Raw genomic sequence first — 21,316 nt, 5'->3', positions numbered from 1 at the left:
GCAGTTGAGTCCAGCTGTTGGGCTCAGCCCTTCAGGAAATAGCCGCGTTGTTTTTCGCTGATCGGCAGGTCGAGGCGCTCCATGGCTGCGAGCATATCCTCCCAAGTTTCACGCTTGGTCACTGGGGATTGGTTCCTGAGCACGTACGAAGGATGATAGGTTGGCATGACCGGGATCCCCTGAAAATCCTGCCATTTGCCCCGCAACTTGGTGATGTAAACGGGCGCCTTTCCGAACAGTCCTTCCATCGCTGTGGCACCCAGCGCGACAATCACCGTTGGTTGGATGATTCGGATTTGCTCTTGGAGATAGGGCAAACAGGTGCCCATTTCCTCGGGTGTCGGCTTGCGGTTTCCATAGGACTGCCCCGGCGTGTCGGGACGACACTTCAGGACATTTCCGATGTACACCCCGGCTCGACTAAGCCCCATCGCTTGGATGATTTTAGTAAGCAGTTGTCCTGCGGCTCCCACGAATGGCTCTCCCTGCGCGTCCTCTTCGGCTCCGGGTGCCTCGCCGACGAACATAAGGCGAGCGTGAATATCGCCAACTCCGAACACGACATTGCGACGGCTGGCGGCCAAGTGCGAACAGAGCACGCACTTCGACGCTTGATCTCGGAGGGCAGCGAACGCGGCTTCCTTTTGCTCCCGTGTTAGCGGGCGAATGATCGGTTCTGGAGGTGCTGCCGTCGGCCGGACTGCCGGACGGGCTGGTCTTACCGCGATGGCTGGAGATGGGGAGACTGGACGCACCGACGGGGCCGCGCTGGGCTGGGGCTCAGGGGTGGGGGCAGGGAGGATCGCTGCCGGGCGGGGCGATGGTTGGATCGTACTGAGCTCGCGCAGTAGCTGCTGGTCGACCTCGATATATCTTATCCCTTGTCGTTTAAGGCTTTCCAGATGAGAGATAGCTGCGTCGAGCAGTAGATTTTGGTCCGATTCGAGCGGCATGGCCCTGATCTAAGGTCTTTTTGGCGCGGCGCGCACGCCAAAACTGAGCCGGTTAAAGGGCAATTGGGCGAGCCCAGGAGGTGTGTTCCTGGTGAGCCCAGGAGCGGGGAGGAAGGGCCCCTGGAATCCCCTAGTCTGTCGTTCGTAGTTTTCTTCCCGGATCTTTGCCTTCCTGCGCTTGCATTCGCCAGAACGGTGCAGCATGCTGAGTCTTAACTTTTTGGCGTGACCCAATCAGCAGCTGCGTCGCGTCGTCATCACATGAGCAATACGCCTGAAAACGATTTGAACCTGGATCTGCACTTTTTGCCTGCCTGGGCTCAGCAGTCTCCTGACATCAACCGCTATGCCCATTTTACGGGCGAGGAGGGGGGCGATCGTCGGCGCGGTGGCCGCCGAGAAGGCGGCGGGGACTCTCGCGGGTTCCGACCGCCGGGTGGGCCTGGTCGTGGGGCTCCGGGCCGCGGCGGTCCGGGTGGACCTGGCGGTCCTGGGGGTGGTCGTGATCGTCGGCCTTCTGGACCGAGGCCGGGTGGGGCTGCTGGACCGGGCGCACCTGGTGTTCAGGGGCAGTCAGGCGCTGGCGGAGGGCCTCGTCCGGCGGGCGCTTGGCGCGGCGGTCAAGGCCAGGGACAGTCGCGCGGTGGGCGCCCTGGTTTTGGGCGTGATCGTGACCGTGATCGTCGGCCCGAGGCGGCACCATTGCCGCTGCCGGAGCTGACAGTTAGCCTGCATCCCGATGAAAAGGGCGTGGATTCGCTCGCCCGCCAGATCAAGATGTCGGGGCGCGCCTACCCGCTCTTCGAGATCGCACAGATGATTTTGAAGAAGCCGGAGCGTCACGGTGTGGTTTTGGGCATCAAGAAGAAGAGCGACGGCACACCGATGCAGCCGCTCTTTACCTGCGCCCTGGATGACACCCTCTGGCTCAGCGAGGCCGATGCCATCAAGCATGTGCTGGATCACCATTTTGCCACCTTTTATCAGGTGGAGAAGGTGCCGATCGACCCTCCCAAGGGCGTTTACACCTTCGTTGCCCAGTGCGGGATCAGTGGTGTGATTCTGGGGCCTCCCAATCACCATGATTACCAGAACCAGCTGCGACGGCTCCACGCCGAACGGTTCTCCCGCATGCCCTTCGAGATGTTCAAGGCGCGGGTGAAGATCGTTCGCGACGAAGCGGTCGTTAAGAAATGGGTCGAAGATCAGAGTTTCAAGTCTGAGTATGCCTGTCTGAACGTTCCAGAGCCTTTGAAACTCGGCAGTCGGGAGGAAGTGGACCAGCATTTCCGCCAGGTGCATCTGGCGAGTTTGATTCGTCCGGTCGAGACGGTGACCTTGAATCATGTGACGGTGAAGGCTCTGAAGAACCCTGCGCTTCAACGCTTGGTCCGCAGCGCCTATGATTCTCAGCGTCGGTTTCCGCTGCAGATTGCCACCTTGCTCAGCCAGCAGTTTGCTTCCCGTGGATTGCAGTTCTTCAAGGTCAACAAGACACTGACCCATGTGGCGGTGGCTCGTCCGCACTATCTGGATTTGGATACCAACGTGGTCAGCGAGGGCGTTCGCAAAATCGTCAACTTCATCAACGCGAAGCCGGGTTGCACTCGCCGGCATCTGTTTGATGGCCTGATGCCGGGCGCGATTCCTCCGGCGGCGGTGGAAGCCCCAGCGGCGGCGGCACCGGCAGCGGACGCGGCGGCGGCTCCCTCAGGGGAGGCGGTGCCGGCTCCTGCGGCTGTCGAGCGTGCCCCGATCTCTCCCGAACTCCAGGCTTTTGTGGCCGACTTGCACTGGTTGATTCACCAGGGGCATGTCATCGAGTTCGCGAACGGCGTGATGGAAACCGCCAAGCGACCGATCCCGAAGCCCGTGAAGGCCCCTGCAGCCCCGGCTGCAGCTCCCGCTGCCGGCAGCGCGACGGCGCCGGCCGCGGCCGCGGTTGAACCTGAGGTTGCGGATGCTGGCGAAGTGACCACCTCCAGTCCGATTCAGGACACCTCGACCGCTACGACCGAACCCGAGGCCGAGGCATCGAGCCCTTCGTAAGCCGGGCGAGTTCTTTCGCCGGTAGGCAGTTTTAGCGAGTCCGTCCTCCCACCTGGGGGGGCGGACTTTTTTATGCCGTTGGACAGGATGGAGTGAGGAAGACCGCTCACTTCCGATCCCTTCAGGATTCTTAATCCGTGGGATCAGTGGTTCACCAGTTGCTCTCCCTCTCTGCTCTCTACCCGTCTCTGCGGTGTAAGTCCGCTCGGGCCTGGTTTCGGGCTGAGGGGGGCCGCTCTTTGGCAATCACTTACGAGGTTTGTGGGGATACCGTTCGTTGGCAGTCTTCGGGACTGCAGGGGGATGTAACAACCCCCGAGGGCTCGTCAACCTCGTCCCCTACAGCCCCGAAGGCGAGAACCCTGCGGGTTCCTAGATCGCAAGAGTTTTTATTGGCACGCCACCAGGGGGTTCGACTAACCTCCGCATTCACTGATGAGCGGCAACGCGATGATTGAAGTCGAAAACCTGGTTAAGCGGTATAATGGGAATACTGCTGTGTCCGGCGTCTCTTTCACGGTTGCACGGGGAGAAATCGTTGGCTTGGTGGGAAATAACGGCGCGGGCAAGAGCACGATCATGCGCATTCTTTCCTGCTTTTTGCCAGCCACGTCAGGCACGGTTAAAGTGGCGGGCTACGATGTCTTCACGCAACCGGACGAAGTGAAGCGACGCATCGGATTCATGCCGGAGAGCAATCCGCTGCATCGCGACATGCGGGTCCGCGAGTATCTCAAGTTCCGGGCCCGGTTGAAGGGGTTGAGCCAGGTGAAGACGCGGGAGCGACTTGAGACGGTGATGCGCCAGTGTGATCTCCTGGATGTTCAGAAGCGCCTGGTGGGACAACTTTCCAAAGGTTATCAGCAGCGCGTGGGCCTGGCGGATGCGCTGATCCACGAGCCGGAGCTCATCATTTTGGACGAGCCCACGAGCGGACTGGATCCGAATCAGATCCGATCCGTGCGGCAGCTGATCAAGGATCTAGGGGCGCGGCATACGGTTCTGATCTCCTCGCATATCCTGGCGGAGGTTGAGGTCACCTGCAATCGGGTGTTCATCCTCAAGGAGGGACGGATTGTGGCGGCGGACACTCCGGAGGAACTGCAGCGTCGGCTGAGCCGCAGCGGGCAGGTGATCGCCGAGATCGCGGCCCCGTTGGAGGTGCTCAACGAGTGTTGGGAGCAGATGTCCGAAGTGGAGCATTATCTGGTGTCGCCGGCGGAAGGGGATTTTTTTCGTTGTGCCCTCACTCCTCGGGAGGGAGTTGATTTGAGGACTCAGGTCTTCCTGATGGCGCGAGATCGAGGCTGGCAGCTTCGAGAGCTGACGCGCAGCCGCCACTCCTTGGAGGATATTTTTGTGGCTGTGACCCATACCAATCGCGAGGAGGAAAGCTTCTGATGCAGGCCTACTGGACATTGGTTCGGCGCGAGATCGGTAGCCATTTTCTGTCCTGGTCGGGCTACATCGTGGTGGCGGGGACGATGTTCCTGATCGGCTTGAGCTTTGTGATCTTGATCGCCTCACTGGGCGACGAGCCTGCTCATCGGCCGCTTACCGAGCTGTTCTGCGGGAGCTATCCCTTCTGGCTGGTGCTGTTGCTCGCGCCGCCGGTGATCACGATGCGCTCCTTCGCTTTGGAAAAATCTACCGGCACGTTCGAGACTTTGATGACGACGCCCGTTCAGGACAGTGCGGTGGTGCTTGCGAAGTTTACGGGAGCCATGGTGGTTTATGTGTGTCTTTGGTTGCCATTGTTGCCGTGCCTGTGGCTGGTGCGGCGGTTTAGCCATGACCCGCTGCTGCTCGATTATGGTGCGGTGGGTTCGTCTTACCTGGGGATTGTGCTGCTAGGCATGGTGTTCGTTTCGATGGGTTGTCTGGCCTCGGCTTTCACCCGGAGTCAGACTGTCGCGGCCATGCTGACGTTCAGCGCCGGCACGGCGATGCTGCTGGTTAGCTTTCTGTCGCTGGCCTACAGCGGGGAGGCGAGCACGCGAGGGCTTTGGCTGGCGCAGGTGGGATTGATTGAGCAGATGCAGGACTTTGCCTCGGGCATCATCGATACCCGCCCGTTAGTGCTGTATGTGACGTTAACTGCCTTTTTCCTGTTTTTCACCAAGCGAGTCGTGGAGAGCCGCCGGTGGAAATGAGATGACATGAGATGAGATGAGCGACGAACTTCCACCCAGCTTTTCCTTCTCGAGGAAGTGGAGCCAACGGATTAACGTTCTGGTTGGGATCCTCTCCCTGCTGGCGATCGTGGTCATGTTGAACCACCTCGCCACCCGTCATTATCAGAGGTATCATGTTCGATTGAACGATCGTGCGGAGCTGTCTCCCCTGAGTCGTAGGATTTTGACCACCCTGACGAACGAGATTCGGGTGACTTGCTATTACTCCCGCGAGGACACCCTTTATAGCGATGTCAAGGAGCTGCTGCGCGAGTATCGCTCGGTCACCACCAAGTTAATCGTTGATATGGTGGATCCTCTTCGGGACACCCCCGAGGCCAAGCTGATCAAGTCCAAATACGGCATCCCGGCCAATGAAAACTCCTTTGTGATCTTCGAGTCGCAGGGACGGATCAAGCTCATCAGCCAGAAGGAGCTGTTCGAGTATGATTTGAGCCCGCTGATGACGGGCCAGAGCAAGGAGATCAAGCGCAAGAACTTCAAAGGCGAGCTGTTGTTCACCTCCGCCATTTACTACCTGGCTTCGCAACGGCAGCTGAAGGCTTATTTCGTGGCAGGGCTGGGTGGACCGCTGCCCACGGATCAAGATGACAAAAGCGGTTTCTCCAAGTTCGCTCGTTTGTTGGAGATGGGAGGGATTGAGTGGGACACCCTACGCGTGGGAGACGGTCGGCCCGTCCCCGAGGACTGCAGCTTGCTGGTGGTTGCGGGGCCCCGCAGCCAGGTCTCGCCCGAGGCGATTGACGCGATTGAGAACTACCTTCAGAACGGGGGGCGTGCGCTGATGCTGTTCGATGTGCTCGGAGTCCAGGTAGAAACCGGGCTCGAGGCCATGCTGCGTCGGTTTGGCGTCAAGGTGGGCTTCGACAATGTTCGGGACAAGGAAAGCACCAGCCTGGCTGGGGGAGGAAGGGATCTGGTCATTGGTGATTTCTCGCCTCATCCCATCATGGCTTCGCTGTCGGCCTCGTCGGATTCCTTGGTCCACGTCATGCTCCCGCGATCGGTGTTCCCGCTTCCGCGGGCGGCCGGCACAACCGACCGAGTGACGGTGGAGCCCTTGTTCACCACTGGGCCGCAGGGCATGATCTATGAGCCAGCCACCCAGCGTTCTGAGGTTGTTGAGGCCCGCCCTCTGTCCGCGTTGAGGACCAATGTGCCCATCGCGGTGGCGGTCGAGCGTGGTGGTCTGCCCGGAGTGGACGCGGCTCGCGGCGGCGCCTCGCGGTTGGTGGTGGTGGGGGATTCCCTCTTCCTTGGCAACCAGCTCATCGCTTCGGCTCGAAACTCCGCGTTTGCGCAGTCGGCCATTAACTGGCTGGTGGATCGATCGCTGCTGCTGGCGGATGTGGGTACCCAGCCCTATCACGAGTTCCGGCTCAGTATGAAGGAGTCTGAGCAACGCCTGCTGATGGTCATGTTTTTAGTGGGGATGCCTGGAGCCGTGCTCGCCTTCGGGTTTTTTGTCTGGTTGAGACGGCGGTCCTAAGCGCGCGAAAGCCACATCGATCATGAGATGGAGATCCACATTCTGGTTGGTAGGAATCGCCTTCGGGTTGCTGGCCTACATCTGGTTTGCCGAGCGCCATACGCCCTCGACTGCGGATCGCCAGGCCTCGCAGCGGCTGCTGTCCGAGTTTCGGGCCATCGAAGTGGATACGGTGCAGGTTCAGCGCACCAACTCCTTCATCCTGCAGGTTCAGAGAACCAACGAAGGTTGGGAGTATCTGGCCCCGATCTCGTATCCGGCGCAAAAGCTCTCGGTTCAGGCTCTGCTCGAGTACGTTCAGACCTTAAACCGCGATTTTCTGGTCGCCGAAGGCGCGGCGGCGGACACCTCCGGTGCGACCAATAAGTTCGGGCTGGATCAGCCTTCGGCGATCCTCACTTTGGTGCAATCGTCGTTGCGGGCGGAGTTGAAGATCGGGGCTAAGACCCTCTCGGGCGAGCAGGTGTATGCCCAGCTGGTCGGCTCTCCGGGGGTCTATGCGCTGCCTGCGCAGCTGCTCGAGCTGCTTCCGGTCTCGTCGGATGATTGGCGCGATCGTTCGATGATGCGCCTGGCGGGGCTTGGGTTCGAGTGGCTTTCGGTGAGCAATGCCACCCTTGGATTTACGGTTGGCATGGATTTGACTAACGGCTTCGTCCTGCGGAAACCATTCCAGGCTCGGGCCAACGGCGCGGCCGTGAGCAAGTTGATTCAGGAGATTTATTCCATCAAGGTGGCGCAGTTTGTCAGCGACAACCCGCGGATCGACCTGGAGCCTTTTGGACTGCAGCCGCCGGTCTTGGAGTGTCGGGTGGGGGCCGATACCAACACCTTGGCCTCGGTGCAGTTTGGGTCTTCCCCGACCAACGATGCCAACCTCGTTTACGCGAGACTTTCCGTGAACAACAATCTGGTGCTGCTCCCGCGGGCGATCCTTGAGCAACTGCGCGTCTCGGTGCGCGACCTGCGCGATCCTCGGATGTTTTCGTTCGTGCCTGAAGCGGTGGACAGTTTTGAGGTGCGCGGGCCGGAGAATTTCAGCGTTCGTCGGGAGGGGGCCGAGCTGTGGCGCATTCAGCCCGGGGCAGGGACCGCCGATTCCAAGTTGATGCACGACATTATCAGTGCCATCTCGGATTTGAGGGTGTTGGAGTTCACCAAGGACATCGTGACTGATTTTTCGCCGTATGCGCTGGATCCCCCCACCTACACTTGGATTCTTCGCGGCACCCTGACCAACCTCCTGGGGGTGGCTTCCTCGAACGCGGTGCTGGCCCAGCTTGAGTTGGGGGGCATGCAGGAGGAAAAGGTCTATGCCCGGCGACCCGATGAGGCCTCGGTGTATGGAATTCGTCTGGGGGATGCCCAAAAGCTGCCGGATGTGGCTTGGAAGCTGCGCGATCGGAAAATCTGGAGTTTCGCCACCAACGAGGTGGTGAAGATCAAGGTGGAGCAGGAGGGGCAGCAGGTGGAGTTGGTACGGAGCCCGGACGGCAAGTGGACGGTCGCCGAAGGTGGGCCCAAACGTTTTCTCATTCGGAGCACGTTGGCGCTGGAGGAGACCGTTTTTCGGCTGGGTCGCTTGAATGCCAGTGTGTGGTCCGCGCGCGGAATTGAGAATCGCACGGCCTATGGGTTCAAGGACAATGGACACCGCTTGACCATCGATACCCGACAGGATGGCAAACCCCGCAGCTACTCGGTCGAACTTGGCGGGACGGCGCCTTCCCGTTACCGCTATGCCACCACTCAACTCGGGGATGAATGGTGGTTCTTTGAGATGCCTATGGATATCTATTTTTCGCTCATGAGGGATCTCAATCTCAGTCGGAACGGCGAGTTCTGATCTCCGTGAAACGCTTGTGGTGGAGCGCGCTGACTGCTCGCAGACCGCAGGTTGCAGGCGCCAGTGCGCTCTTTCGCCCCGTCCATGATACAATGGCTGCCCAGTCGAGTTCGGTCCGTGTTCCGCTTTTGCTGGCGCTTTGCGCGAACCGGCGTGGTTTGCCTGGCCTTGATCATTGCGGCCTTCTTCATTCATCTTCATAACGTCGGGCTGCCCGAGACGGTCAAGCAGAGGTTGGTGCAAAGCCTGGAACGCCGAGGCTGGCACATGGAGTACAGCCGGCTGCGTTTTCGTTGGATGCAGGGGATTGTAGGGGAAGACCTGCACCTTCGTCCCAGCGGCTCGGGGGCTAGAGGTCCTGAGCTGTTCGTGGATCGGATCGACTTTCGTCTGAGCCGCGAAGATCTGCGCCGGTTCGTCTTCACTCCGGAGTCTCTCCTCCTTCGCCAAGGGAGATGTGTGTGGATCTTAACGAGCAGCAACGAAGTGACCCGCAGCCTGACTCTCGAGAAGGTGGAGGGGAGGCTCCTCTATGCGGAGCCCGATCGCTTGGAACTCTCCTCCTTGACCGCCCGCTTCCATGGCCTCGATGTCAGTATCGAGGCCCACCTGACCAACATCACGCATTTGCGCGAGATTCGATGGCCCCAGCGGCGGCAGGCAACCCCATCCGGAGTGTCGACCGAACAAGCCTTGCGAGATGTGGCGGAGTCTCTCAATCGGTGTGAGCTTTCTCCTGGGTCCTCCCTTAGCCTGCGGCTGCTCGGGGATTTGCAGCAGACGAACAGCTTTCAGGCCGAGCTGGATTTCAAGTTGCCTTCCTTGACCTCGCCGTGGCTGACGGGGACGAATGTGGAGCTGTGGTCAAAAATTCTCCCACCCGTCAACATGTCTCAGCCGTTTGAGCTGAGATGGCGATTGAGCGGGGAAGGGTGTCGTACGCCGTGGGGGGAGGCCAATGACCTGCGCTTGGAGGGGAACTGGGCTCATCGCCTTGACGAACCGTTGGCGCGCTCCGGGGAATTCGCGCTGGTTTGCTCCCGGCTGAGGACCCGAACCCTGAGTTTGGATGGCATCCAGGGGCAACTTCGTTTTGAGCGCCCGTCCAACTCGTTGGATCGATTTGCGGTTACCCTTCGCAGCAGCGGCCAGCACGTTGCCTGGCCAGGCGGTTCGACGGGGGAGCCGATGGTGGATGGAAGGCTGATGGTGGATGCGGCCGGTTGGACCCCTTTGTCCGGGGAGATCACGCTGGCGGGATTGCAGGCGAGGCTAAACAGCGCCAGTGCGCAACGGGTTCGAGCCAAGGCGGAGTTTACCAATCCGTTAACCAATGAGTTTTGGAATCGTGCCGAGGATGCCAATGGCGTGGCGATTTGGAGGCTGCGCCAGCCCTTCTTGGACTCTCTGGCGGTTCCTGAGGCCAAATGGGAGCTGTCCTTGGGAGGGGTGGAGGTCCCGAAGCTGAGTGTGGATGAGATGGAGCTGCAAGGAGGGTGGCGGTTTCCCGATATCTCCATCTCGCGGCTTCATGGGGTGTTGAACCGCGGGGAGATCGATGCCGCGTTGAGTTTGAACGTATCCAATCGCCTGGTCTCGGTTTCTCTGACCAACACGACCGACGCTCACCTGTTGGGCCCGCTGCTGGGAACGAACGCCACCCGATGGCTCAGCCAGTACGGATGGAAGCAGCCTCCGTGGGTCAAGGCGGACGCAGAAATCCGGCTGCCCCAATGGTCGCATTTCCTGAACCGCTTGGGTCCCACTTCGAACCTTGCCTTGGGGCCGATTCCTTGGAAGGAGGAGTCCATTCCATCGTTGCGAGTCTCCGGTCGGATGCGGGTGGGGGAGGGAGATTTTCGAAAGGCGGAGTTCTCCTCCGCCACAATGAGTTTCTTCAGCTCGAACCAGGTCTGGTGGCTTCCTAACATCGTTGCGATTCGTCCGGAAGGGACCCTCGAGCTGGCCCATTTTTCCGACGAGGTGACGAAGGATTATTCCTTCCGGATCCGGAGTCAGATTGACCTCAAAGCGATCAAGCCGATGCTAGCCTCATCAGCCCACGATGAACTCGATCTGTTCCAGTTTGGTGAGCCCCCCCTGATTCAGGGAGAGGTGAGAGGGCGATGGCGATCTCCCGAGCTGCTGTCGGTTTTGGCGAGCTTTCAGGCGACCAACATGAGCTTTCGGGGGGAGTCTGCCAAGGGGGTCCAGGTGGGCACACTGAGCTACACAAATCGGCTGTTTATCGCGCGTGATCTTGCGATGGATCGCGAGGAAGGAAAAGCCACGGTGGCTGAGGCCTGGTTCGATTTGGACGAGCAGAAACTTCGGCTGAGCAATGTGGTGAGTCGAGTGCATCTGGCACCGGTATGCCGGGCCATCGGTCCAAAAGTGGCCGAGGTCATGGAGGAGTATCGGTTTCAGGCTCCGCCGTTCGTAAAGATGAATGGGGTGGTAGACACCTTAAAGCGTCGAAACGAGAATGATTTACACTTCGAAGTTGATGCTTCTCTGTTCAACTGGAAGCTCTTTCATCTGCCTCAAGTGGTTACCCGTCTTGATTGGGTGGGAGATCGGTTGGATCTGACGCAGCTGCGAGGCCGGTTTTATGGGGGGCAGATCCGAGGGGGAGCTCATTTCGATTTTTCTCGTGATCGCGGAACCGACTTTCGTTTCGATCTCAACGCCCAAGGCGTGTTTCTGTCCCAGTTGATGAAGGCCGTCTCGAGCAGGTCGAATCGGGTCGAAGGTGTTTTGGATTGTGAGGTTGTGATCACCAACGCGAACACACGCGACAAGTTCACCTGGAACGGGTACGGCCGGGGTGAGCTGACCAACGGGTTGATCTGGGACATTCCCTTTTTCGCGCTCGTGTCTCCAGTGCTGAACACTTTTTCGTCGGGGCTGGGAAACAGTCGCGCTCGTCATGCCACCGGCAGCTTTGGCATCACGAACGGCACCATCTTTACTCAGGACCTGGAGATTCGCGCCAGCGCGATGCGGCTCAAGGCCGGTGGAACCGTTGACTTCGACAAGCGCCTCAACGCGCGCATGGAGGCCGAGTTGCTCCGCAACATGCCTGCGGTGGGATTCGTTTTGAGTAAGCTCTTTTGGCCGGTTTCCAAGCTGTTTGAGTTCAAGATCACCGGAACCCTGGATCAGCCCAAAACCGATCAGCTCTACATGATACCTCGGATCCTCTTGGCTCCGTTGCATCCGGTGCGCACGTTGAAGGATCTGTTTCAGGGTCCGGGAGATGCCAAACGGGGGGAGCGCAAGGCAGCAGAGGAGAATTCGGAGGGCGACTCATCGCCCGAGTAAGGTCGAAGCTACCGCGGAGGCAGGCTCCGAACCCCTCACCGAGAATATCTGGATCAAGACTGGGCCAACATCGGACGTTTTAACGGACCTAAAGGAAGCTGGCGGCGTCCGTTCCGCCAGAAAAACAGCCCAGCAGCGATGGGCTGCTTTGGCGGCCAACTGACCCCGCTTTCCAGGTAGAGCCTAATCCGCCACAAAGAATCGCCAATCAGCTATCCCATGGAAATTGCGTATGAATGCAGTGACGGGCAATTCCGCTGGTGATTTGGGTGCGCGTATTAGGCTCAGTCCGGCCTCTTGTGGCAAGCGATTTCCTTTGCGATTGTTGATTTCCTTGCTGGCCCAAACGCAATTGTCCCAGGAGTCCTTGCCACCTTTAGAGCGGGGAAGGATATGATCGATGCTGCCCTCGTCGGCTCGGAGTAGCCGACCGGTGTATTGGCAGCGGTTGCCATCTCGTTCCCGAATGGCGCGTGCGTTCAAAGTGGGGCGGCGCATGGGGACCCGGGAGTAGTTTACGGCGACGATGACGCTGGGCACGCGAATGGGACCACGGACGGTCAGGACCGCGTTGTCTTCTGGGCGAATCGGCAATTGAAGCCATTCTTCCCAGCTGACCGGACGGATTTCCTCCTCGCCTCGTATCTCGAGGGCGGTTGCCGTTCCAGAGGACATTTGGCAGAAAGCGTCAGCGGGGGTGCGGACGTTGATCGCTTGCCAATTGCGGTTAAGCACTAGCACTGTTGCTTTGTTTAGGACGTCGCTCATACGCTTTCCAAACCTAGCACCACCAACCTAGAAACACGCCTGTTTGAGCGCGGAAGCGTGAACAAAGGGACTTCCGCCCGGCGTTTTGCCATGGTTATGTAGCTCAGGTGTGGACGGCGTGCGAGCCAAATCTGAGGATAAAGCAGGAGTCGAGGACTGCCGATTCTTGGGGAGGACGGGGAAATTGTCCCTTGGATCCCACCGCGCTCGACACTACACTGCGGCCGAAACGACTGGATGAGATTCATTTACAATATTTTATTTAGTGTCTTTTTTTACCTCAGCGCGCCTTTTTATTTTTTCAAGATGTGGCGTCGCGGTGGATGGAAGGAGAATTTTGGGCACCGGTTTGGGCGTTTTGACGCCAAGGTCAAGCAGGCCCTCACCAACCGCCACATCATTTGGCTGCATGCGGTGAGTGTGGGTGAGGTGAACATCTGCATGCATCTAATTCAGGCCTTGGAGCCACGGATCCCCAACATCAAGATCGTGGTTTCGACCACTACGAGCACCGGGATGGGGGAGCTCAAGAAGCGTCTGCCGTCTCATATCCAAAAGATTTATTATCCCATCGATCGGAAGCCGTGGGTGTGGAAAGCCCTCGGCACGATCCATCCCGAAGCGGTGATTTTGATCGAGGCGGAGATTTGGCCGAATTTCATCTGGCGTTGTCGCGATCTCGGGATCCCGACTTTTCTGATTAACGCTCGGCTCTCCGAACGGTCCCGACGAGGTTATCGGTTCTGGGGATTTCTATTTCGTCCCTTGTTCCAGTCCTTGGCTGGGGTGGGATGTCAGAACCAGGAGGATGCTGAGAAGTTGGTCGAGATCGGCTGCCGTCCCGAAGCCGTGCGCGTTTTGGGCAGCCTGAAGTTTGATTCCGTTAAACTGGACGAGCGTCGTTTGTTGGATGTGCCGGCCTTGCTGAAGCAGCTCGGGGTGGATTCTTCGGCGCCGGTCCTCGTTGCCGGCAGCACACATGCCGGGGAAGAGGCGGTGATTGGGGAGATCTTTCTGAAGCTGCGGGCCCGTTTTAAGAATCTCTTCCTGATTGTGGTGCCGCGCCATGCGGAGCGCGCCAAGGATGCGGGGCGCGACATGGAGGCTCAGCAGCTGCGCTTAGTCTACCGAACCCAGATCACAGCGCACACCGCCCATGCTCCTGGTGCGGTGGATTGTCTGATGGTGAACACCACCGGAGAACTCAAGTACTTCTACGAGCGCGCCAATGTGATCTTCGTCGGTAAGAGCCTCAAAGCCCATGGCGGTCAGAATCCCATTGAACCAGGCGCGATGGGTAAGCCGATGGTATTTGGCCCGAACATGGAGAACTTTGCGGCGATTGCGGGGATCTTTGTGGCTCAAAAAGGCGCTGTTCAAGTGAGGCATGCGGCTGAATTGGAACAGGTTATCGGGGATCTGCTAGCTGACCCTGCGCGATCCAGCGATTTGGGACGCAATGCCTTGCGCGTTGTGCAAGAAAACCAAGGCGCCATCGAACGCACGGTTGAGATGGTGATCCAGAAGCTGAACGGCGGCGGGCTCCACATCGAATAGCGGCGGGTCTCGCTGGGCAGACGGTTTCGGGGCTCCTGATCAGCGGAGATTTTGGGGTCCGGAACAGCCCGGTTTTTGAAAATATACCCTTGATTTTCCCTAGCCAGCAGGGCGAAGGTCGCGGCGTTCACGGAAGGCCCCGAGCGGCCTTAAGTGAACTGCTGCAGTGCCCGAACCTCGGTCTTGAGCGAGTCAGTCGGGCGTCTATCAATTCAGACCAAAACTGCGCTGATGTAGAGAACGCTCCCTGTAGAGACAGACAGAATGGAAGAACCGATCGAAATCGAAGGTCGAATCCTGACCGTGTTGGCTGGAACGATGTTCCGTGTGGAACTGGACAACAAGCATCAAGTCCTGGCTCATATTTCCGGGAAGATGCGCAAGCGTTTCATTCGCCTGACGGTCGGAGATCGTGTTCGCATGGAGATGTCTCCCTACGACCTCGACAAGGCCCGCATTACCTACCGAATCGGATAGCAGGTTGCCTTACCGAGCAGGTTGCTTTACCGAAGTCTCACCGGGATCCCGCGATCGGCCAGGTGACGTTTCACGTCGCCGACGGTGAATTCCTGGAAGTGGAAGATACTGGCAGCTAGCACGGCATCGGCTTTGCCTTCAAGGAGTACCTCCGCCAAGTGATCCAGTTTGCCGGCTCCACCGCTGGCAACGACCGGCACTCCAACCGCTTCGCTGACCCGGCGAGTGATCTCCAGATCAAAACCATTCTTTGTGCCATCAGCATCGATGCTATTGAGCACGATCTCGCCGGCGCCCAAGCCGACCGCCTGTTCCGCCCAGGCGATCGCTTCGAGTCCGGTGGCCTGCCTCCCTCCCCGAACGAAGACCTCCCACCGACCGGGGGCTGTTTTTTTAGCATCGATGGAAACAACGATGCATTGGCTGCCAAATTTCTCGGCCCCCGCGCGGATCAGATCGGGTTGAGCGATGGCCGAGGAATTGATGCTGATCTTGTCCGCCCCGGCTTTGAGCATGGTATGCATGTCCTCCACGGAGCGTATCCCGCCTCCGACGGTGAGAGGCATAAAGCATTGGTCTGCCGCCCTTTGGATGACATCGACCATCGATGCTCGGCCGTGTGCGCTCGCGGTGATGTCAAAGAACACCATCTCGTCGGCCCCTTGTTCGTTGTAACGGATCGCGAGTTCAACGGGGTCGCCGACGTTCCGGAGTCCGCCGTCCTCAGCGCGGCCGAATTGGACGCCACGGGTGACTTTTCCGTCGTGGACATCCAGGCAGGGAATGACGCGTTTCGCGAGCACGGCTGGAGCATACCTCGAATCCCGCTCCGCCTGACAAGCCATTAGTGGACGACAAGATGGAGATTGCTTCCTACGGCCCGCTGCCGCTTTCATCGGTCCGGCGGTATTCCTGCACCCCCGCCAGACCTGACGTGGACGCCATTCGAAAACGGGAACTGCTGCTCTCGCTGAAGTATTGCACGATCGAAGCGTGCTTCAGCGTCCCGATGCTTCACTTGACCACCGGCAATCTGCCGTTCCTGATCGGCTTTGCGGTGAAAGCCTTGGGGTGGGGGAATGGCGCGGTGGCTTTTCTGTCGCTCACCCCGTTTCTTTGTCTCTTCATCCAGCCCCCGATGACGGCATGGCTGCAGTCCCGTTACTCGTTGCGACGGATTATAGCGTTGGGCGTGGCGCTGAATGCGGTGCCGTGGATGCTTCTGCCCATCTTTCCCTGGCTGGACCTTCCGCAAAGGGACCTCGCATTTGCCGTGATTGTGTTGACCTCGACTCTGGCCAACAGCATTAGTGCCGTTGCGTGGTCGGCCGCTGTCTCCGATCTGGTCCCGCTCAACATTCGGGGGAAGTATTTCGGTCGACGGAACCTGATCTTCGGCACTTGGAGTTTGGTGGTGACGTTTGCGGCCGGTCAGATCGCGGATGCCTATGAAAATGCGTTGTACGTCTTTGGCCTGATCTTTCTGGCGGCGTCGATCTCGCGGTTCTGCGGATTGTTTTATTTTCTGAGGATGAAGCTGCCGGCCTCCGCGACGGTGAGGCAGCCTCCGGAGGCGGCCCAAGTCAGTTTGTTGGATACACTCCGGGATGGAAATTTCGTTCGACTCATTCTGTTCACGGGGCTCTTCGGAATGTGTCTCTATTTAGGGAACCCTTTTTACAGCGTCTACGTGCTGAACGGGCTGCATCGATCGTTGGGAGACCTGACGTTGCTGACGTTGATCAGCACGTTGGGTGGGTTGATCTCGCTCAAGACCTGGGGGCCTTTGAGTGATCGGTTTGGAAACAAGCCGGTGTTGATCACGACGGCGCTCATCTGGCTGACGGCCGCGGCCGTCTCCTGGCTGTTCTCGGGACCTGCTCGCTACACCCATCTCTATCTGAACTACTTCATCACCGGGTTTATGTTTTCCGGGTTTGAGCTGTGTCAGTTTGCGGTGATGATCAAAATGGTCCCCTCCACTCACAAGACCCATTACATCTCCGTTTTTCTGAGCCTGACTCGAATGTTTTGGGCCTTAGGACCGCCCCTGGGTGCCTGGATTTTGAGTCATCTTCCCGAGCAGTTGGGCACCTGGCTGGGGCAGCCGCTGACCAACTACCATGTGATCATCGTGGGCTCACTGATCGCCTGCATTCTCGTGCTGAACTTGCTTCATACTGTTCGAGAGCCGGCTGAGCGTCCCGCCCGCGAATTGATTGCGGTGATGTCGAACATGCGAGAGTTCAACCCGCTGATGGGGCTGAGCTCGCTTGCCTACTACATGTTCACCCCGCGAGGCCTGAGCCGCCTGGCGCATGTATCCGTTCGCACCTTTCGCCGACAGACCAGCGCGGTCACCGAGGTGGGCGAGGACTTGATGGAGGAAGGACTTAAGGTGCTTCGTCAACCGTTTGAGAAGGAGGAGGACCCCAAGGACAAAGGCCGAGGGGATGGCGGTTCGACGGCCGGAAAATAAGGCGCTGCTCTACCGCCGTGACGTGACGGGTTAGGGCGAGACTCCGTTCGAGCCCATGAATGCTCGGCGTGTGAAAGGGTTGTATGGGTCACGGCGAGAAGCGCTCAGGGAAAATCGGCGAAGAGAGGCCCTCATCGGGGTTAACCCTTTTCCCCGCACGCAGTGCCTCCTAGCCGCACCCACCCCGACTCCGGGTCGGGGTGGGTGCGGCTAGGTTCGCATCAGCTTGGCCACGGCTTGGGCTCGGGAGTGCACGTGGAGTTTTTCGTAGATCCGACGCGTGTAGGTTCGTACCGTGTCAAAGCTGATGCCCAGGTTCTCGGCGATCTCTTTGGCCAAGTAACCTTTGGCGAGCTGGTCCAGGATCTCCCGCTCGCGATTGGATAGTTGATCCAGCTCTTCGCTGGAGGGAGCTGCCGCCGGCATTCGGCCGCCAAAGGATTCGACGACTTTCCGGGCGATTTGGCTGCTCATCGGGGCTCCCCCTTTAGAGACGTCACGCAGCGCCTCCAGCAGTTCCGCGGGCGGGGTGCGCTTGAGCAGATAACCGGTGGCCCCCGCCTGGAGCGCGTTGAACACATGATCATGGTTCTCGTAGACCGTGACCATCACGTATTGAATTTTTGGATCGCCGGGCTTGAGCCGGCGGACGCATTCAACCCCATTGATCCCGGGTAGGTTGATATCCACCAGTGCGATGTCCGGCTTCACCTGAAGCATCTGCTCCACCGCGGTTTCGGCATCGGGGAAGGTGGCGACACACTCGAAGTCCGGGGCGCGCTGCAACAGCCGCGCGAACGATTCACGCAGCATCGAATCGTCCTCGACAATCGCTACCTTCAACTTGCCCGAGGATAGAGGTGTGGTCCCGGAAGACTTCATAAGCCTGGCCTACTATGGTTTGTTGGTGCCAACTTGCAAGGGGGATGAGTGCATTTTGGATTTTAGATTTGCGATTTTGGATTCCCGATGTGAGCGAATCCCGGCTCATCCCAGAATTCCGTGGTTTCCATCGACCTTCCGAGATCTAGCGTTCGCCTTCCTTGGGTAGCGGAGCTCGGAATGTGATCTGGGCTCCGCCTCCCGGTGCCTTTTCCGCGACGCAGCTTCCGCCGATCTCGCGCATCCGTCGGCTCATGTTTTTCATGCCGTTGCGATTGCTGGGGGGAGGCTGGTCCCCCGGCCAGCCCTGGCCGTTGTCGGTGACCGACCAGGTCAGGGTGGAGCCGTCGGTTTCGAATCGGACGGTCACCTCGGTGGCCTTCGAATGTTTGACCACATTGGTCATGGATTCTCTGAAGGCCATGAACAGATGGTGGCGAATATCCGAGCGCATCGGAGTACGGGCGATCGTGGGGGGAAGGTCGAAACGACAGCGGATCTGGGTTGGACGCAGGTAGTCTTCTGCGTAACCACAGGCATAGACCACGAGGCTTTCCAGATTGTCGTTGCTGGGATTGACCGCCCAGACGATCTCATCGACGGAGCGAGTGAGGTCGCGCGCTTTGCTGGAGATTTGCTGGAGGTCTTTTTGCAAGGGGGCATCCTCGGCCGCCTCCTCGCTGACGATTTCGCTCAGGAGCGTAATCTCCGTCAGGCGGGCGCCGAGATCGTCATGGATGTCTTGGGAGATGCGCAGACGTTCGTGCTCGATGGCTTTTTCCTTCTCCAGCTCCGCTAGTTTGGCCTGCTGGCGACGCTGCTCCATGATCCGGGCAGCCAGGGCCACCCCGGTTCCGAGAATCAGCAGGGCCGCGATGCGGAAGGTGTTCGTTTGCCAGAAGTGAGGTCGGACCGTGATCGCCAGGCTGGCACCGGTCATGTTCCACACATGATCATTGTTTCTGGCGATCACCTGGAAACGGTAGTTTCCGGGGGTGAGATGCTGATAATCGACATGACGTCGATTTCCGGCATCCACCCATTGCTGGTCGATGCCCTCGAGCCGAATACGGTAACGAACTTGATCGGGGGCAGAGAAGCTCAGCCCGGAATAGCGGATCTCCAAGTGAGTCTGTCCGGGCGACAGCTCGACGGTCCGTGAGTTGGGGGTGGCGGTTTTTGCTGTGGCCGACGTCGTGGTCTCGATGCTTCCAGTGGGAGTGAGCGAATCCCAGCGCTTGGTGCCATCGACCCAGATCTCCTCGATCTGCACACTGGGGGGCACCTGGTTCGTTTTCGGGGAGTGTGGGTCGATCACCGCCAGCCCCTTCACCGTGGGGAAGCAGAGCCGGCCATCGCGGAGCCGACAGGCTGAGGGCTGGAAGCCGCCGGTGCATTCGATGCTGGGCAGCCCGTCCGCCTTGGTGAAGATCTGGGGCTCCACACGGGTGCGCTCTCCATTTTGGAATTCCTGGAGTTGGCGGCGATTAATCCGGAACACGCCTGCGTAGGAGCCGATCCAGAGGTCCCCCAGGTCATCCTGGAGAATCTGGCAGATGACGTCGCTGGGCAATCCTTCCTGCGTGGTCAGGGTCTCAAAGCGATCGCCCTGCAGAAAGCTCAGCCCCCCTTGGTAGGTGCCAACCCAAAGCGTTCCGTCGACGTCGGTGTGCAGAGCCCAGATGAACTCGCTACGTAGGCCATCGGCAGTTCCGTAGCGTGAAAAGCGGTCTTCTTCGTGACGGAACAGCCCACTGCCGTGAGTTCCGATCCAGATCGCGCCGTTGCGGTCCTCGCCCATGGTGCGAACATCGAAGTTCGACGGGCTTTCCGGCACCGAAAGCAGCACCGGCTCGCCTTGGGTGATGCGAGTAATGGTCCCGAAGGTTTGTTGTCCCAACCACAAGTTGCCTCGGCTGTCCTCGAACAGCCCCAGGACAATCGGACTCAGAGGCGTCCCGGGGAAGAAGCCAACTTCCACGTTCGGAGGTCGGAACGCTTCGAAGCGCTGTGCTTGTCCTTTAAGCCGAAACAGCCCGCCACCCCGCGTTCCCGCCCAAGTGGTACCCTCATGGTCGCGCAATACCGACCACACTTCCGGATGGGTGAGACCGCGCCGCTCGTCGAAGTGTTCCACACGGCCGTTCTTGATCTGGTTGAGCCATTCTCCATTGGTCCCGATCCAGAGCTCCCCGTCGGCGCCCTCGGAAACGCCGAGGACTTCTTCGGCCGATAGCCCATCTTGCTGACGATATTTACGAAACAGCGCTGGTTTGAGCCGGGCGAGCCCGCCGCCCTGCAAACCGACCCAGATGTTCCCCTCCAGGTCTTCACAAAGACTTGTGACAAAGGGGTTGGGTAATCCTTGGCGGCTGCCGATTTGGATCGATCGTCCGCCTGGATCGTAGCCAAAGACCCCGCCGCCCAACATGCCGATCCAGATTCTTCCCGTGCGGCTTTGGATCATGCTGCGAATCGGACGTCCCGGCCAAAGGAAGGGCCCGTGCTCGGCGGCGACCGCGCCGCCGGTTGTGATCCGACGCAACCAAAACCGCGTGGAATCGCTGCTCGCCACCCAGAGTCCACCTTCTTGGGCTGGGGTGGCTCCCTGGATCACAGTTCCAGAGGGAGGGCTCCAGACCTTAAGAAACGCCTCGTCGGTCCAGGTTCCGACCGACCGAGGCGCGGCCGCCCAAAGATGTCCAGAAGACTCCACAGCCATGGCCAGGACACCCGCCTCGGTCTGGAGCGCCCCTTGTCCGGAGGGTTGAAAGCCAGCCCCTGCCCAGTGGCACAGGTTGGATTCGTAGTTAAGCAGCCAGAGCCTTCCTCGTGAGTCCTCGGTCATCTGTCGAGCCATGCGTGCGGTCGAGCCCTGGCTGGGGGGGTGGAATTCGGTGAACTGGCCGTTGCTCATGCGGAAGACCTGACCTTCCTCGGCTCCCACCCAGAGGTCCCCGCGACGATCCGCGTACAGCTGAACAATCCGTGCGCTGGTCAGGCTCGGGGTGTTCGCGGGGTTCAGAGTGCGAAATCCCGTGCCGTCGAAGCGAGCCAGACCGTTGTAGGTTCCAATCCAGAGGTAGCCATCGGCCGTCTGAACCAGGGAGTTCACGGTTCCTTGCGGGAGCCCTTGGTCGGTCTGCCACACGTCCACCAGGTAGTCCAACGGCGCGTCGCGGCGCAGCTCTGCGGCCGGGCAGAGGAGGGGAGTCAGGTTGGGGAGGATCAACCCCAGGACCAGACAGGCAATCGTGTAGAAGAGTGAACGTTGCACGTTGAAAAAATTCTAGAGAG

14 protein-coding genes are annotated in these 21,316 nt (G+C 59.4%); 9 read left to right on the top strand and 5 right to left on the bottom strand.

Going from position 1 to position 21,316, the window contains the following annotated elements:
• Positions 1 to 23 precede the first annotated feature (23 nt).
• The gene (locus tag JNN07_01040; protein ID MBL9166305.1) at positions 24 to 953 is read right to left on the bottom strand and encodes a uracil-DNA glycosylase; all 930 of its coding nucleotides are present in this window, start codon (positions 951 to 953) and stop codon (positions 24 to 26) included.
• Positions 954 to 1,214: 261 nt separating this feature from the next.
• On the opposite strand from JNN07_01040, the gene JNN07_01035 reads away from it, so the two are divergent.
• The 6 genes from JNN07_01035 (at position 1,215) to JNN07_01010 (ending at position 11,856) form a co-directional block, all read left to right on the top strand.
• Positions 1,215 to 3,002, top strand: coding sequence for a hypothetical protein (locus JNN07_01035; GenBank protein ID MBL9166304.1), 1,788 nt, complete (start codon positions 1,215 to 1,217; stop codon positions 3,000 to 3,002).
• Positions 3,003 to 3,452: 450 nt separating this feature from the next.
• Positions 3,453 to 4,403 carry an ATP-binding cassette domain-containing protein gene (locus tag JNN07_01030; protein MBL9166303.1) on the top strand — a complete coding sequence of 317 codons (951 nt, stop codon included), beginning with the start codon at positions 3,453 to 3,455 and terminating at the stop codon, positions 4,401 to 4,403.
• A complete protein-coding gene (locus tag JNN07_01025) occupies positions 4,403 to 5,155 on the top strand; it encodes an ABC transporter permease (protein MBL9166302.1) in 753 nt (250 codons plus the stop codon). Before JNN07_01030 ends, JNN07_01025 begins: the two co-directional genes overlap by 1 nt.
• A gap of 16 nt (positions 5,156 to 5,171) precedes the next feature.
• Positions 5,172 to 6,686 carry a GldG family protein gene (locus JNN07_01020; GenBank protein MBL9166301.1) on the top strand — a complete coding sequence of 505 codons (1,515 nt, stop codon included), beginning with the start codon at positions 5,172 to 5,174 and terminating at the stop codon, positions 6,684 to 6,686.
• Between the two features lie 22 nt (positions 6,687 to 6,708).
• Positions 6,709 to 8,532 (top strand): DUF4340 domain-containing protein, encoded by a 1,824-nt coding sequence (locus tag JNN07_01015; GenBank protein ID MBL9166300.1) that lies wholly within the window; start codon positions 6,709 to 6,711, stop codon positions 8,530 to 8,532.
• 84 nt (positions 8,533 to 8,616) lie between these two features.
• On the top strand, positions 8,617 to 11,856 hold the full coding sequence (locus JNN07_01010) for an AsmA-like C-terminal region-containing protein (protein ID MBL9166299.1): 3,240 nt from the start codon (positions 8,617 to 8,619) through the stop codon (positions 11,854 to 11,856).
• A gap of 183 nt (positions 11,857 to 12,039) precedes the next feature.
• Here the strand turns inward: JNN07_01010 and JNN07_01005 are convergent, their stop codons facing one another.
• On the bottom strand, positions 12,040 to 12,624 hold the full coding sequence (locus JNN07_01005; GenBank protein ID MBL9166298.1) for an HNH endonuclease: 585 nt from the start codon (positions 12,622 to 12,624) through the stop codon (positions 12,040 to 12,042).
• Positions 12,625 to 12,861: 237 nt separating this feature from the next.
• Between JNN07_01005 and JNN07_01000 the strand changes: the two genes are divergently transcribed.
• A complete protein-coding gene (locus tag JNN07_01000; GenBank protein MBL9166297.1) occupies positions 12,862 to 14,181 on the top strand; it encodes a 3-deoxy-D-manno-octulosonic acid transferase in 1,320 nt (439 codons plus the stop codon).
• Between the two features lie 264 nt (positions 14,182 to 14,445).
• Positions 14,446 to 14,658 carry a translation initiation factor IF-1 gene (gene infA / locus JNN07_00995; protein MBL9166296.1) on the top strand — a complete coding sequence of 71 codons (213 nt, stop codon included), beginning with the start codon at positions 14,446 to 14,448 and terminating at the stop codon, positions 14,656 to 14,658.
• Positions 14,659 to 14,684: 26 nt separating this feature from the next.
• Here the strand turns inward: infA and hisF are convergent, their stop codons facing one another.
• A complete protein-coding gene (gene hisF, locus JNN07_00990) occupies positions 14,685 to 15,503 on the bottom strand; it encodes an imidazole glycerol phosphate synthase subunit HisF (protein ID MBL9166295.1) in 819 nt (272 codons plus the stop codon).
• A 2-nt stretch (positions 15,504 to 15,505) separates the two neighbouring features.
• Between hisF and JNN07_00985 the strand changes: the two genes are divergently transcribed.
• Positions 15,506 to 17,137, top strand: coding sequence for an MFS transporter (locus JNN07_00985; GenBank protein ID MBL9166294.1), 1,632 nt, complete (start codon positions 15,506 to 15,508; stop codon positions 17,135 to 17,137).
• A 210-nt stretch (positions 17,138 to 17,347) separates the two neighbouring features.
• On the opposite strand, the gene JNN07_00980 is transcribed toward JNN07_00985, so the two are convergent.
• Both JNN07_00980 and JNN07_00975 read right to left on the bottom strand, forming a co-directional pair.
• A complete protein-coding gene (locus JNN07_00980; protein ID MBL9166293.1) occupies positions 17,348 to 18,019 on the bottom strand; it encodes a response regulator transcription factor in 672 nt (223 codons plus the stop codon).
• Positions 18,020 to 18,164: 145 nt separating this feature from the next.
• Entirely contained in the window at positions 18,165 to 21,296 is a 3,132-nt protein-coding gene (locus tag JNN07_00975; GenBank protein MBL9166292.1) for a hypothetical protein, read from the bottom strand.
• Positions 21,297 to 21,316 lie beyond the last annotated feature (20 nt).

The sequence above is a fragment of the Verrucomicrobiales bacterium genome, assembly GCA_016793885.1.
GTDB lineage: Bacteria > Verrucomicrobiota > Verrucomicrobiia > Limisphaerales > UBA11320 > UBA11320.
Note: the sequence above shows the minus strand (reverse complement) of the source record. Positions and strands in the feature narration are given on the sequence as shown.

What these genes read in the sequence shown, in the direction of transcription:
- JNN07_01040 (MBL9166305.1), bottom strand. Translation starts at nt 953, where the DNA reads ATGCCGCTCGAATCGGACCAAAATCTACTGCTCGACGCAGCTATCTCT.
- JNN07_01035 (MBL9166304.1), top strand. Translation starts at nt 1,215, where the DNA reads ATGAGCAATACGCCTGAAAACGATTTGAACCTGGATCTGCACTTTTTG.
- JNN07_01030 (MBL9166303.1), top strand. Translation starts at nt 3,453, where the DNA reads ATGATTGAAGTCGAAAACCTGGTTAAGCGGTATAATGGGAATACTGCT.
- JNN07_01025 (MBL9166302.1), top strand. Translation starts at nt 4,403, where the DNA reads ATGCAGGCCTACTGGACATTGGTTCGGCGCGAGATCGGTAGCCATTTT.
- JNN07_01020 (MBL9166301.1), top strand. Translation starts at nt 5,172, where the DNA reads ATGAGCGACGAACTTCCACCCAGCTTTTCCTTCTCGAGGAAGTGGAGC.
- JNN07_01015 (MBL9166300.1), top strand. Translation starts at nt 6,709, where the DNA reads ATGAGATGGAGATCCACATTCTGGTTGGTAGGAATCGCCTTCGGGTTG.
- JNN07_01010 (MBL9166299.1), top strand. Translation starts at nt 8,617, where the DNA reads ATGATACAATGGCTGCCCAGTCGAGTTCGGTCCGTGTTCCGCTTTTGC.
- JNN07_01005 (MBL9166298.1), bottom strand. Translation starts at nt 12,624, where the DNA reads ATGAGCGACGTCCTAAACAAAGCAACAGTGCTAGTGCTTAACCGCAAT.
- JNN07_01000 (MBL9166297.1), top strand. Translation starts at nt 12,862, where the DNA reads ATGAGATTCATTTACAATATTTTATTTAGTGTCTTTTTTTACCTCAGC.
- infA (MBL9166296.1), top strand. Translation starts at nt 14,446, where the DNA reads ATGGAAGAACCGATCGAAATCGAAGGTCGAATCCTGACCGTGTTGGCT.
- hisF (MBL9166295.1), bottom strand. Translation starts at nt 15,503, where the DNA reads ATGGCTTGTCAGGCGGAGCGGGATTCGAGGTATGCTCCAGCCGTGCTC.
- JNN07_00980 (MBL9166293.1), bottom strand. Translation starts at nt 18,019, where the DNA reads ATGAAGTCTTCCGGGACCACACCTCTATCCTCGGGCAAGTTGAAGGTA.